15 protein-coding genes and 1 pseudogene are annotated in these 12,595 nt (G+C 45.4%); 9 read left to right on the forward strand and 7 right to left on the reverse strand.

Translation table 11 applies throughout. The features are described from left to right. Positions 1-61 precede the first annotated feature (61 nt). Both ADS79_RS08675 and ADS79_RS08680 read right to left on the reverse strand, forming a co-directional pair. On the reverse strand, positions 62-1,183 hold the full coding sequence (locus ADS79_RS08675) for a sensor histidine kinase (protein ID WP_049737998.1): 1,122 nt from the start codon (positions 1,181-1,183) through the stop codon (positions 62-64). Then, positions 1,180-1,866 carry a response regulator transcription factor gene (locus tag ADS79_RS08680; RefSeq protein ID WP_049737999.1) on the reverse strand — a complete coding sequence of 229 codons (687 nt, stop codon included), beginning with the start codon at positions 1,864-1,866 and terminating at the stop codon, positions 1,180-1,182. The genes ADS79_RS08675 and ADS79_RS08680 overlap by 4 nt, the downstream gene beginning before the upstream one ends. Before the next feature lie 244 nt (positions 1,867-2,110). Between ADS79_RS08680 and ADS79_RS08685 the strand changes: the two genes are divergently transcribed. The 4 genes and pseudogenes from ADS79_RS08685 (at position 2,111) to ADS79_RS08700 (ending at position 4,531) form a co-directional block, all read left to right on the forward strand. Then, positions 2,111-2,494: a VOC family protein gene (locus ADS79_RS08685; protein ID WP_049738000.1), complete on the forward strand. Its 384-nt coding sequence runs from the start codon at positions 2,111-2,113 to the stop codon at positions 2,492-2,494. Positions 2,495-2,634: 140 nt separating this feature from the next. Beyond that, a complete protein-coding gene (locus tag ADS79_RS36395) occupies positions 2,635-3,036 on the forward strand; it encodes a DUF6223 family protein (RefSeq protein ID WP_255323690.1) in 402 nt (133 codons plus the stop codon). Positions 3,037-3,291: 255 nt separating this feature from the next. Next, positions 3,292-3,858, forward strand: a pseudogene (locus tag ADS79_RS08695) (putative glycolipid-binding domain-containing protein). A gap of 178 nt (positions 3,859-4,036) precedes the next feature. Next, a complete protein-coding gene (locus ADS79_RS08700; protein ID WP_049738002.1) occupies positions 4,037-4,531 on the forward strand; it encodes a DinB family protein in 495 nt (164 codons plus the stop codon). Between the two features lie 271 nt (positions 4,532-4,802). Here the strand turns inward: ADS79_RS08700 and ADS79_RS34885 are convergent, their stop codons facing one another. The 4 genes from ADS79_RS34885 to ADS79_RS08720 form a co-directional block, all read right to left on the reverse strand. Then, a complete protein-coding gene (locus ADS79_RS34885; protein WP_141261139.1) occupies positions 4,803-5,075 on the reverse strand; it encodes a BclA C-terminal domain-containing protein in 273 nt (90 codons plus the stop codon). A gap of 438 nt (positions 5,076-5,513) precedes the next feature. Continuing rightward, a complete protein-coding gene (locus tag ADS79_RS08710; RefSeq protein ID WP_049738004.1) occupies positions 5,514-6,176 on the reverse strand; it encodes an MBL fold metallo-hydrolase in 663 nt (220 codons plus the stop codon). Positions 6,177-6,351: 175 nt separating this feature from the next. After that, the gene (locus ADS79_RS08715) at positions 6,352-7,002 is read right to left on the reverse strand and encodes a L,D-transpeptidase family protein (protein ID WP_236699917.1); all 651 of its coding nucleotides are present in this window, start codon (positions 7,000-7,002) and stop codon (positions 6,352-6,354) included. 218 nt (positions 7,003-7,220) lie between these two features. After that, positions 7,221-7,433 (reverse strand): hypothetical protein, encoded by a 213-nt coding sequence (locus ADS79_RS08720; protein ID WP_049738005.1) that lies wholly within the window; start codon positions 7,431-7,433, stop codon positions 7,221-7,223. Between the two features lie 202 nt (positions 7,434-7,635). On the opposite strand from ADS79_RS08720, the gene ADS79_RS08725 reads away from it, so the two are divergent. The 4 genes from ADS79_RS08725 to ADS79_RS08740 all read left to right on the forward strand — a co-directional run bounded on the left by ADS79_RS08725 (position 7,636) and on the right by ADS79_RS08740 (position 9,940). Then, on the forward strand, positions 7,636-8,061 hold the full coding sequence (locus ADS79_RS08725) for a DMT family transporter (protein ID WP_049738006.1): 426 nt from the start codon (positions 7,636-7,638) through the stop codon (positions 8,059-8,061). Positions 8,062-8,098: 37 nt separating this feature from the next. Beyond that, on the forward strand, positions 8,099-8,797 hold the full coding sequence (locus ADS79_RS08730; protein ID WP_049738007.1) for a Crp/Fnr family transcriptional regulator: 699 nt from the start codon (positions 8,099-8,101) through the stop codon (positions 8,795-8,797). 16 nt (positions 8,798-8,813) lie between these two features. Next, positions 8,814-9,272 (forward strand): DMT family transporter, encoded by a 459-nt coding sequence (locus ADS79_RS08735; protein WP_049738008.1) that lies wholly within the window; start codon positions 8,814-8,816, stop codon positions 9,270-9,272. Between the two features lie 167 nt (positions 9,273-9,439). Beyond that, positions 9,440-9,940, forward strand: coding sequence for a CarD family transcriptional regulator (locus tag ADS79_RS08740; RefSeq protein ID WP_049738009.1), 501 nt, complete (start codon positions 9,440-9,442; stop codon positions 9,938-9,940). Between the two features lie 117 nt (positions 9,941-10,057). Here ADS79_RS08740 and ADS79_RS08745 read toward each other — a convergent pair whose 3' ends face one another. After that, a complete protein-coding gene (locus ADS79_RS08745) occupies positions 10,058-11,113 on the reverse strand; it encodes a CapA family protein (protein WP_049738010.1) in 1,056 nt (351 codons plus the stop codon). 278 nt (positions 11,114-11,391) lie between these two features. On the opposite strand from ADS79_RS08745, the gene ADS79_RS08750 reads away from it, so the two are divergent. After that, positions 11,392-12,441, forward strand: coding sequence for a UDP-N-acetylmuramoyl-tripeptide--D-alanyl-D-alanine ligase (locus tag ADS79_RS08750; RefSeq protein ID WP_409362438.1), 1,050 nt, complete (start codon positions 11,392-11,394; stop codon positions 12,439-12,441). Positions 12,442-12,595: the final 154 nt, after the last annotated feature.

Raw genomic sequence — 12,595 nt, forward strand, 5'->3', positions numbered from 1 at the left:
CGACTATAAAAGAAACGAGACAAACTAACGCCGGTTCAATATTTTAGAAAAGATTTTTTTACTAGCATTTACCTAAAGGCAAATAAACGTTAAATGTCGTACCTTGTTCAGACTCACTCACGACGTGGATAAACCCACCGTGCGCTCTGACAAAATGATGAGCGATCGATAATCCGAGCCCTGTTCCACCTGTATTCCGCGAACGAGCCTTTTCGACACGATAAAAACGATCAAATAGGTAGCCCAGCTCTTCTGATGGAATACCAATGCCAGTGTCTATCACTGAAATACATGTATAGGCTGCATTCCGATCGAGGACCTTTTCTTCCATTAAAACGGAAATCTTTCCGCCTTCTGGCGTATAGCGGATTGCATTTGTCAACAAATTGATGAACACCTGTGTGATTCGTCTCACATCCGCCATTACCATGATCGGCCTCGTGTTCGAGTAGAATCGTAGTTCCAGTCCGTTCTCCTCAGCCTCCATTTTCACATCATCCACGATTCGTTCAAGTCTTGCTGATAGATCGAGCAGTTTGCAGTCCAATGACAGACGGCCCGCTTCAGCCAATGACAAGACATGAAGATCTTCCACAAGCAGGCTTAGACGGATCACTTCGTCATGGAGTCTGAGTAGCATTTCCGGAGGGACGTCTTGACCGGTCTGTTGAACATTTTCCAGCTTTAGCTGCATGATAGACAGCGGAGTTCGAAGCTCATGAGCAACATCAGCTACTAACCGCCTGCGGGCGTCCTCAGCTTCACGGAGGCGAAGTGTCATGTCGTTAAAGGTCTGGATTACTTTCCCATATTCATCTTTTGATTGGACAGGAACGTTTACGTCCAGATCTCCCTGCGCAACGCGTTCGATCGCGGCAACGAGCTTTCGAAGCGGGCGCGTTAGTACCCCTGAAATCCATAAACTGAAGAATAAGCCGAGTGCTACGAAAACGACCCAGTTCCCAAGAGCAAATTTCTGCATCTTATCTGAAACGTATGTCTTCAAGATATCAATTTGTTTCTCAGGCGGTACGTTCAAATAAGATGCATTGATTTCGTCCTTACGAAATTGATCGAACAAAGTCTCCATGTAAACTTGTTTGGTAACGATATGAGCGCCGCCGATAATAAGAACGAGCAGTCCAATGTAAACAAATATCTTTTGGCGAACTGTCAGCCTCATGATTGTTCACCGAATCGATAACCGAAACCGTATACCGTTTGAATATAACGAGGATTGGCCGGATCGTCTCCAAGTTTGCGGCGAAGATTACGGATATGGGAATCCATCGTTCTCTCGTATCCCATATATTCGTCCGAGAGTGCGGCTTTTAATAATTGCAGACGGCTGAAAACCATTCCGGGACGTGCAGCTAATGTATACAAAATTTTGAATTCCGTCGGTGTCAGTTGAATCTCCAGACCGTCCTGGAATACCTGACATTTGGCCTCGGAAATGACTAGGTTGTCTCTTTCCAATAGCATCAACCTGTCTTCTGGTCCGCGCAAGCGACGAAGTAAAGCTCGGATACGCGAAGAGAGCTCGCGCAAGCTAAACGGCTTCGTCAAATAATCGTCCGCACCGATTTCCAGACCGACGATTTTATCTGATTCATCCGATCGGGCCGTGACCATTATAATACCGCAATTCGAGATTTGCCTTATTTCGCGGACTACGTCGATGCCGCTTTTCTCTGGGAGCATCCAATCAAGCACGACGAGATCAGGACGCTCGGACCGGGCAATCGTGAGCGCTTCTTTGCCGTTACCGGCGGTCAATACCCGAAACCCTTCATGCAGCAGGTAGGTTTGCATCTCCTCAAGCATCCTCGTTTCGTCCTCCACAACCAACAATTTTGGTTGCATTCCAATCACCTCTTTCCAGTTAGTCTGCTTCCAGTGAGCGAGTCACCACTCACCCCAAATTATACTTGATTACTTACGTTCTTGAAGAAATCCACACAAAAAGAGGAAGATTTGCATAAGTTCTCGACATTTATTGTTTAAACTGACTGCGAAACCAGAGAAATAGCCGCGAAGAACAGGAGAGAACGATTGTTAGGAAAGGTGGAAGGTCTACGCCAGAATGGCGAATAAAGGAGGTGAAAGTATGGCCCCTATCAGGGTTCGTTACATTGTCGATGATGTAGTTGCTACAATCGCATTTTACACACAACATCTTGACTTCCTGGTCAAAACACACCCTGTACCCGGTTTTGCCATTTTGCAGAGAGATGATTTGAATCTTCTTGTGAATGAAAAAAGTGGTCAAGGTGGAGCCACTCAAGCCATGCCGGATGGGCGAAAACCGGAACCAGGAGGCTGGAATCGGATTCAGATCGAGGTAAAAGACCTGGACGGCTTAGTTGAGAACCTGCGTAAAGCAGGTGTACGCTTCCGCAATGATATTGTCACAGGTTTTGGTGGTAAGCAAATTTTACTAGATGACCCAGCAGGTAATCCTATCGAACTCTTCGAACCTCCAGGCAAATGATAAAAAGAAGAGCACCTCCTTTGCATCAAAGCATCAAGTAGAAGAACAAAAAGTGTTTGCTCGTTTTTGTTTTTCCTATCAGGATGAGAGAAACTACAACGAACCTAAAAACAACAAGGGAGGAAAACTAACTAATGAAAATGAAGCTAGCTTTATTCGTAATCCTTTGTCTCTTTCTACTAGCTCCAACGATTGCTTCTGCTGAAGTGACCCATGGTAATGTCGGTTATGGAGTAACCACACCCGGGCGACTCTGGGCCACGATTGACGCGGTCGTGGGGTTGATCAGTGCGATCTTCGCCGGAATGTCTTTGGCTCGCTCCACCGGTCGTTTTGGCACCGGTAGTGGGCGACGTGGGGCCAGCGTGGCCGCTGTGACGGGACTGATCGTCATCGCCTACGCTATGCTGCATCTGACCAGATTCACTGGTGATTTTGGCACCGGTGACGGGCGAGCTGGTGCAATCATTGCCATCATAATGGGGCTAATCAGCATGGTGCTCTCTGGGTTAACTTTGGCCCGCTCCCGTCGCACCGGTTGACCTAACCACCGTACCCTCTATGTCCTGCATGTGTGTATTCAGGTGCGAGCAGGGGTCAGCTATGACTTGAGTAAATTAGGTAATGTTACGTAATTTTTCGAAGCAGATCAATGTTTACCGGGGCAAAAATCTACAACAACAATCGTCCGCAGGAAGCGCTTTGAAAAAAGTGGTTTTCGTGGACGATTTTTATTGGTGTGATAAAATAAGGGGATATTTTCCAAGTAGTTTTGGACGTGAAGTGGAGGAATTTACATGCTAACGAAGGATGTCGTTTGGAGACCCAGCACAGGAATCGGTCTTGAGCATCTAAAAATAAGAGAAGATACGTATCAAATTCATATAGACAGTATTGTCGTTGGCAGTGTACATAACGATAATCGTATAGACAGAATAAAATATGAAATTGTGCTGGATAAAGGATGGGCAACTAGAGAAGTCAAAATTTCATACCTGGGAGAAAAACAATATCTGTGTCTCTCATCAGATGGTAATGGGATGTGGAAAGATGAATAAGGACAAGTAATCCCAGAATTGTCTGGTTGTATCGATATTGACATTTCATGCACGCCCTTTACGAATACTCTACCGATCAAACGCTTGTCCTATGAACCTTTACAACCGCAGGAGATGAAAGTGGTGTACATCTCTGCCGGTGATTTGAACTATCGACAAGTGAATCAGCGTTATACCTTGCTGGAGAAGAGAGACGATTCATCTTTATTTCGATATCAAAGCGGGAATTTTCAAGAGACTATTACGGTTGACATAAATGGTATCGTAATCGATTATCCAGATCTCTTTTATCGGGAGAATTTTTGAGGCGCTCAATGAGCGTCTTTTTTCTATGCGAAAACAGGCCTGAATGCTGGTTCAAATTCTTCCATTTGCTGCTGACTAAGCACGCAGGAGCAATGAAGGGAAGCGATTACAAGAGCGGTAAATATTCCCACGCAGTCAACTTTGTAGTATGCTAGCCAAAAATGGAGGAGGTCATGTTATGGTCAAACAACTGATCATCGGCGACGCCCTGCAAGAGCTGGTCGCTACACGTCGCGTTCTTGAGCGATTGCCGGACGAACATATGACGTGGAAGCCGCACGAGAAATCGATGACGCTGTGCGGACTCGCCACGCACCTGATTAACCTGCTAAACTGGCAAGTCGCGATATTTCAATCCATTGACTTCGATCTTTCCACCGTACAAGTGCGTCGTGAGCCTTTGGAAAGACTCGCGGACGTGCTGGAGGAGTTCGATGCGAATGTCAGCAAGCTGGAGAAGCTGCTGGCCGATTGCGACGAGAAATCGCTCGGTGAGGAATGGACGCTGCGCCATGGCGACCATATCATCCTCCGTCAGCCGCGTGCGATAGCGCTGCGCACTTTTGGATTAAGCCATATGGTTCATCATCGGGCTCAGCTCGGGGTTTATTTACGGCTTCTCGATGTTCCTGTGCCGGGTCTCTATGGTCCTTCGGGTGATGAGGAAAGATAGTGAACGAACTGAACGAACTGAACGGGATATCCAGCCAAGCATCAAAAGATCAATAGCAGACATCGGTCGGAAAAGTGGAGTCAGTGTAGCCGTTTGATTTAAAATGGATTCATTTCCAATTGGACTCAGGTTAAAGAAATTGGCTTATTTGCTTGCGAGTTTGAAACTTTTGTTACTACCGTACTAAAGTTAGATCGCAGAAAACAAACTTGCCAGTTTGATGATAAAAATAACCCTCGGTCTATCCCGAGGGCAGTTGATGGACGGCAGTTTAGTTTTTCTTGGTAATGTCCATTCTGGCTCCTTCTACTGGTGCTAAAGCCAGGCTTAATGGAGCTAGGAAGTGATTGCGCAATGTAATCACATCTCCGGCATTTAGATTCAAGAGAGCGGTGCCAGAAGCGCTACCACTAGGCATAATGGGGGTTGACGCATTCTCAGATACGACGCCATTAACCGCAACAGCCAGCATAGATCCGATCAAGGAGTTCGTATAGTTAATTTGGTAATCAATCTGGTATTCACCGGATGCATAACGATCCAAGAGCTCGCTCTAGCTTTCGTCGGGATCAAAACAAAACGTTCATCCAATCCACGATGTCTCTTCGCCTGTTTATTACCAATGTACAAGCCCAGACAGCCCAAGAGGGCACCACCAATCAATCCTACCAGAGCCCCAATTGTATCAATCATATGTTTCCATCCCCTTCAAAAATAAATAAATCCTCAATGGAACAGCTAAAAACCTGTGCGAGCTTGTGAGCGTATTTTACATGAATACCGCTGTCAAGGGAGCTTTACATGGGGGATACATGTAGGTTTTGTTTCGCCAACTGTGTCGGTCGCCAAGCGGGGTCAAGGTAAAGCATCATGGTGTTCTCTAAGCCTGTAGTCATAAAAAAATAACCCGCCAATTAGCGAGTAACATACGAAGAAGCATACTATCTGCGATATCTTCCATGTGGGTAGGTAGGCATATAGGCTATGCGTTAATCAGTTTCATGATCTGATCGTTCACATTTTCATTACTTAATCCCCCGTGATAACAAACGACGGATGCGATGTCGAGGTCTGTATACTTTTTTAATGAAAGGCGAGCTGTATCCATATCGAGTGTAGTTGGGGCATGAATTCCCCCGAGAATCCCATTTTCACTGTACATGGAATCCCCGGCAATGAGCGTCTTGCTTTGCTTTACATAAAGGCTGATATGACCGGGGGTATGTCCAGGAGTATGGATGAATTGAATTCCACCGCAAAAGGGCAGCTCCTGGCCGTCGATCAAGGTATGGTCCACTCTGCCTTTCGGGGGATTCTCGAGGTCCCCGTTTTTCAAAAGCGGTAGCTCCCCCTGAATATACGGCTTATCCAATTCATGCGCGTAAACCTTGACCTGATGACTACGCTCCTGCAAGATCTCGGGAAGACTGCCGATATGATCAAAATCCTGATGCGTCAAGATCACAGCTTTTAGCTTATCGAACGGCACATGTACCTTTTCCATGGCTACGCGCAAATCTTCCAATTGCCCTGGGAACCCTGTATCCACTAACACAGCCATTTCATGATCCCATAAAAGCATTGGGTGAATAACATACTCATGAAAAACGAGTTGAAGCATCTCTACTCCCTTTGAAATTTCCACAATTCCACCCCTTTTCGCAAATGGAAAACTATACGTAAAAATATATTATTACGTTGATTCAAATACTGTCAACGCCTTCTTTGAGAAAACACTGAGCAAAACTGTCCCCTTAAAATTTTTTCATATCGAAGTCCAGACGCAAAAATAACCCCTAGGTTATCCCAGGGGCAATTGCTTACTCGATCAATCCCATTTCTTCGTAAACTTTTTTAGTGACAACACCATTTGGGGACAGACGGTGATTGCGTTGATACTTTTTTAGAGCGGTAGTTGTACTTGACCGAAACTTGCCATCACATGTACCTTTGAAGTATCCAGCGCTTTTCAACCGGGATTGAATCAGTTGAACATCTCCACCCACATCTCCTTGAGCTAAATCTCTTGGGTGATGGCTCGGATGACCCAAAACATGTCCATAAATGGTAACCTTGGACCCGAGGGGCACCAGATCGAATAATTCAATGACGTCTCTGTTATGCATGCGAATACAGCCATGGCTTAAATGCTGTCCGATCGAGTGGGGCCGGTTTGTGCCGTGAATACCATAGGTTCCCCAAGGGACATTTAATCCGAGCCACCTTGGTCCAAAAGACGGCCCCCAATTTTTCCCTTTGTAGATGATTTGGTAATCACCTATTGGAGTTGGCGTGGACGGGTTACCGACGGCTATGGGATAGACCCTTATCTTTTTACCCTGTTTCCGCACAATTAATTGGTGACGATATGGATGAATCTCAATGGAATAGACCGTTTGATTCACATGAATCGGCAAAGCAGGTTCAGCATTAGCAGGTTCAGCATAAGCAGGAAGGGAATAAAGAAACATGCACAAACCAAAAAAAAGGGATGCAATCATTCGGAGACAATGCGAATGAGAAAGCAACCGTTGATGCAATTGGAATCACTACTTTTCCCGTTTAGTGTTTTACCTCACCAATTATCATGTGCCATCAACACTAATTCTATTTAGGCAACGATTTGGAAAAGTAGTCCTGGCGGGCGATTTGTAGTGTTCAATCGAAATTCATTGCAGAATATTTATGATCATTGAACCGTAACGTTCGTATACAAAATATAGTTGGCAGCGCCAATCAAAATCTGGAGGCAGAAAGAGACGAGGGAAAAATATAAAGCGGTTCGACCGACTTTTTTCATTTGCTGACTTTGATTAAATAACGAAATGATCCACGTTATAAAACCGATGGGGAAAAGAATAAAGCTCAAAATATACAAAATAACCTTTTCAAAATGATTCATTTCTTCCACTCCTTTCTTTTCCATTATACGAAAATAATATCATTTAACAAAATTTGGACGCAGGTACATAATCTATGACCACGGGAAACCGGGGGTATTTTTGTTTGCACAGGTCAATTTGGTGAAATCAAGGACATATGTCCTTTCATGCTTACCTCGTTCTATTCTTTAATGAAGAAAAAGACTTCAAGGAGAGAACGAAATGAAGGGCAGCTTCTTTGCATTTATCGGCGGGGCGTTTATCACCTTGCAAGGTGTAGCCAACTCCCGAATCAGCCAAGATATAGGAACCTGGCAAACGGCGACGCTTACGCAGCTTACGGGCTTCCTTACAGCTTTAAGTATTCTTTTTTTCGTGCGAGATAAAAAATGGCTTGGGTTAAAACGAGTCAAACCCGTATATTTGACAAGTGGCGCCTTGGCAGCATTGATTATTTTCGGCAATGTTACTGCCATTCATCAGATCGGAGCGACAATGACCGTTTCGATGCTCTTGATTGCCCAACTCAGCCTGACCTTTTTGATTGATAGTAAGGGATGGTTTGGAATGGTCAAACAGCGGATGAGGCTTCCTCATTTTATCGGGATTGGTCTGATGATTGCAGGTGTGATCATCCTTAGATTTTAGGCATCCTCGCAGGGAAAAAGCGATGGGAGAGGACGATATGGATGTAAACCAGAATTTTGACCAAATAAGTCACTATTTACGTGAGTATCAACTGGAGTCTATATTTCCTCAACAACTACTGCCGCATTTGTTGCTGTTTCGCTTTGATCCGGGAGAACTCATTTGCTTCCAGGGGGAACAGGCTGACGCTTTGTATGTGCTTGTGAAGGGAAAGGTAAAGATCTACACGACGACAGCAGAGGACAAGACACTAATCCTTTCCTTTAAGTCGCCGCTTGAGGTGATTGGGGAGGTTGAATACGTAAGAGGGATGGAAAATCTCAATACGGTAGAAGCAGTCTCGGTTGTATGGATGATTGGCGTGCAGCATCGGTGGCTGAAAAAATACGGTCATGCTCATGCCCCTTTCCTGCAATTTTTGCTTGAAATTATTACGAAAAAATTTACGCTCAAATCGAATTCACTCAGCTTCAATTTGATGCATCCGGTTGATGTGCGTTTAGCCAGCTATCTGCTTTCCGTCTCTTTTGATGAGTCTGATTCTCAGTTAAGAGGTCAGCTGGGGACAGACCAGCTGATCGATGCTGCCCATCTCATTGGAACCAGCTACAGGCATCTGAATCGAGTCATTCAGCAGATGTGTATTGATGGTCTGATTGAACGAAGCAAAGGATACATCGTAGTGAAAGATAGAGCAGGGCTCGCCGCCATGGCTCGAGGTAATATTTACGAATGAATGGAGGGTATCACGGATGCTTGCAGGGCTATTATTGGCGTTGATGGCTGGCTCGTTGGTCAGCTTGCAAAACATTTTTAACACAAAAGTGAATGAACACGCGGGAACCTGGACTACGACCACGATCGTTTTAGGGATGGGGTTTTTAGCTTCCTTTACTATCGGGCTGTTGATAGAAGGAGGCCATTTGTTTTCTATATCACGTATGCAGCCTTGGTACTGGTTCAGTGGAGTGATCGGTGTAGGAGTAGTAATTAGTCTCGTACAAGGGATCAGATTGCTTGGCCCTACGTATGCGATTTCCATCGTTCTCACCTCCCAGCTCGTTTTCGCGCTCTTGTGGGATTCTCTTGGCTGGTTCGGTCTTGAACAGGTGCCTTTTACGCTGAAGCAGCTGGCAGGTGTGCTAGTGATTGTAGCGGGGGTGATCGTCTTCAAAATCGGAGGAGGACGTGCGACGCAAAAAGCAGTGTAATAAACAGTAAAAACAGCGTCTAGAGACATCTTTTTCTTCTTTGTTTTTCATGAAAAATTATCCAAAATAAAATATTGACTTAAAATAATTTCCTATGATAAAATTAAAAATTTTAAAATCAAAATCTGTGGTATAATGAAATGGATCGTATTGAAGGAGGTGGACGTATGTTTCAAGTTGGAGACAAGATTTTTTATCCGATGCACGGTGCTGGAATCGTTGAGGCTATGGAGGAGAAAGAGTTTCTGGGGGAAAAGCATCTGTACTTTGTACTGAACATGATGTTAAAAGAATTAAACATTATGGTCCCCGTTGAAAAAATGTCCGCTCTGGGTATACGCCAGATTGTTGAAGCAGATGTTTTAGAACATGTGTTGGCTGTTTTGGATGAGGGAGAACCAGATCTGTCCATCAATGCAGCACAACGGTACAGGGCTAATACGGAAAAAATGAAGAGCGGTAACATTTACGAAGGTGCGCAGGTTATCCGTGATTTATTTTTGATCAGCAAAGGCAAGGTACTTGGAACAGGGGATAAAATCATGCTAGATCAAGCGCAACAGCTGCTCGTCAGTGAAATTGAGCTGGTAAAAGATTTGGACTCTCAAGCAGCTTCCGTATTGCTGAAACATGCTCTTTATAAAGAAGAAGCGCAGGTGACACCTTGATCTTTACCTGCTGCGGTAAGCACTGATTCCTATTATGAATAAAAAAGGGGTGGGACTGCGCTGGCAATCTCACCCCTATTTGTTTGCACAAAGCTTGGTCGCTTGGTCTGCTCAGCATTAAATAAAGCGTGGACCGATTGTGCGTCTGGAATGGCCGAAAAGCGTTCGGAGTTTTTTTCGTTGGGTTATTGTCAGGAATTTGTCTGGAGAAAGCAGCGCAGAGCGCATCGGAATGACACGATACCGGACACGTCCGCCCGAAATGTAGCGATGCGAGTAAGTTGGGACAACAGAAATTTGTGTAATTTCGGTTTGCTCGCGTTCATCTTTTTCCACCGTTAGGCGCAAAATGGCACCACACAAGGAGGTTTCGAATTGGAGCATCCGCTCCGAGGTGAAATTGCCGAGTGAATAGGCGACCACTGTACGCCGGGTTTGCCCGTTTCGTATTTTGATATTCGGGGTGACGACTGGCTGCAAAACATGGGGATGCGCGCCAAGAATCACATCTGCCCCCTGGTCCAGAATGCTCTGGGCAAGTAGTCTTTGGCGTTTGGTCGGGAGATAACGGAATTCCAGCCCAAAATGAAGAGAAACAATTAATAGATCGACAACAGGACGAAGCTGCTTGATGTCCCGCAAAATTTTATCCTGATTGATTAAATTGACGATCCAGGGTGAGTGTGGCGGGATTTGTTGTTTGTTGGTTCCGTAGGTGTAAGCAAGAAGTCCAATGCGTATGCCGTTAACCTCTTTGATGAGATAGGTTGAGGCATCCTGCCCGTTTCGATAGGTGCCAGTGTGATCTAGCTGATGCTGATCTAGGATGTCTAGTGTCCGATAGAGGCCAGTCACACCACCGTCGAGACAGTGGTTATTGACCGTCGTCAGCACGTCGAAGCCTACCTTTCTCAAATCAGCTGCTAGGGAGTCCGGACAGTTGAAGCGAGGATAGCCTTCTCGTGCTGACCCAATTTGGTAGGGTTGGGTGTTTCCGGTGAATGTTGTTTCCAGATTCCCGATCGTCAAATCCGCACTCTGCAGGATAGGAGCGACAGGAGAAAACATATCCGCGAAAGAATACTGGTTGGTACCTGGAATGTGAGCAGATGCGATTTGCTCTCTCCACATGAGAATATCACCAACCGCTGCTATCGTTACTTTTTGTTTCATCAGCTTCACCTCTCATCCCTACTCTATTCTGGGAGTCGTCCGCTTGTTTTGGATAGAAGCGGAACGTTTTCATAGATATCGGTCTATACAGGCTGTCTCACAAACTCATACAATGTGAGAGCTAATCGCAAGGGAACCGAGTAAAGGGGAGGCTGCCAGTGAAAAGGACGGGGGGAAAGAAAGCGCTTAAGCCCGCACTTAAGCCTGTAGGGCCGCTCATTCTGGATAAACCGGTTATCGCCGTGACAGGGAGCGCAGGCAAAACAACTACTAAAGAAATGATATCGGCAATCCTTAGTAGACGCTGGAGCATTTATAAATCCATGTATAACAAGAATTTTTTGGGAAATACGAGGGCACATGCTAGACGAATCAAGGACGAGCACAAAGCGGCTGTCCTCGAATACGGTATGTTGAATAGTGGTCATATTAAAAAGCACTGCCAGATTATTCGGCCATCCATAGGGGTTATCACGAACATCGGTACCGCCCATATTGGTAATTTTGGCGGTCAGATTGCGGGAATTGCAAGTGCAAAATCCGAATTGATCCGGCACATGAAAACGACAGGGAAAGTCTATTTAAGTGCAGACTGTCCGTACACGAAACAGTTCATGCAACAGCCTTATGTGGGCCCATTTGTAGGCACCTTTGTTACGATTGGCATTTACAACGAGGCGAATTACCGGGCAAGTAATATTCGTCTGGATGAGTGGGGAATCAGCTTTTCTTGCCTCATAAACAATGAAGAAGAGCCCTTTTTCATTCCAATTCTCGGTGAGCACAATGTATACAACGCGCTGTTTGCTATTGCTGTTTCTCACAGTCTTGGCTTTCCAATCACCGTCATCCGCGAAGGGCTGAGGACCTTCCACCAGCAAAGTAAACGGTTGACACAATATCGATTTTCAGGAAATGTGCAGGTACTTGACGACACCTACAGCTCGAATCCCCATGCAGCCAAGGCAGCGATTGATGTTCTCTGTCAGGTAGGAGAGGGAACCAAGGTAGCAGTTTTGGCTAGCATGCTGGAAATGGGAGCGTACGAGGTTCAGGGGCACGAAGAGGTTGGACGCTATTTAAGTCAAAAAGATGTAGATTATCTTTATACGCTAGGAAATAGTGCCCGCCATATTGCCAGAGGCGCGATTCGCTCAGGCTTTCCAGCGAATCGAGTGGTACATTGCAGGACCAAGGCTGGTTTACATCGGATGCTCGCGAAACGTATGGGACCAAACACATCTTTTCTCGTAAAAGGCTCCCATCGACTGAAAATGGGAGAAACCGTGATTTTTCTATGCAGGCAGACAGGGAAAATCGGTTCCTGAAAGAAATGAGTTGCTTTGAATGTGTGGAGGTTGAGGCTCTTGTCAGTCAGATGGGACAAGGGCTTTTGTCCATGTTTTGGTGTGATTACAGGATAGGTCAATGGTCATCCTACTATGTAATCAAATCCTCTATTGGAAAGATTTACAGCCTTAT

It is taken from the genome of Brevibacillus reuszeri (assembly GCF_001187725.1).
Taxonomy (GTDB): Bacteria; Bacillota; Bacilli; order Brevibacillales; family Brevibacillaceae; genus Brevibacillus; species Brevibacillus reuszeri.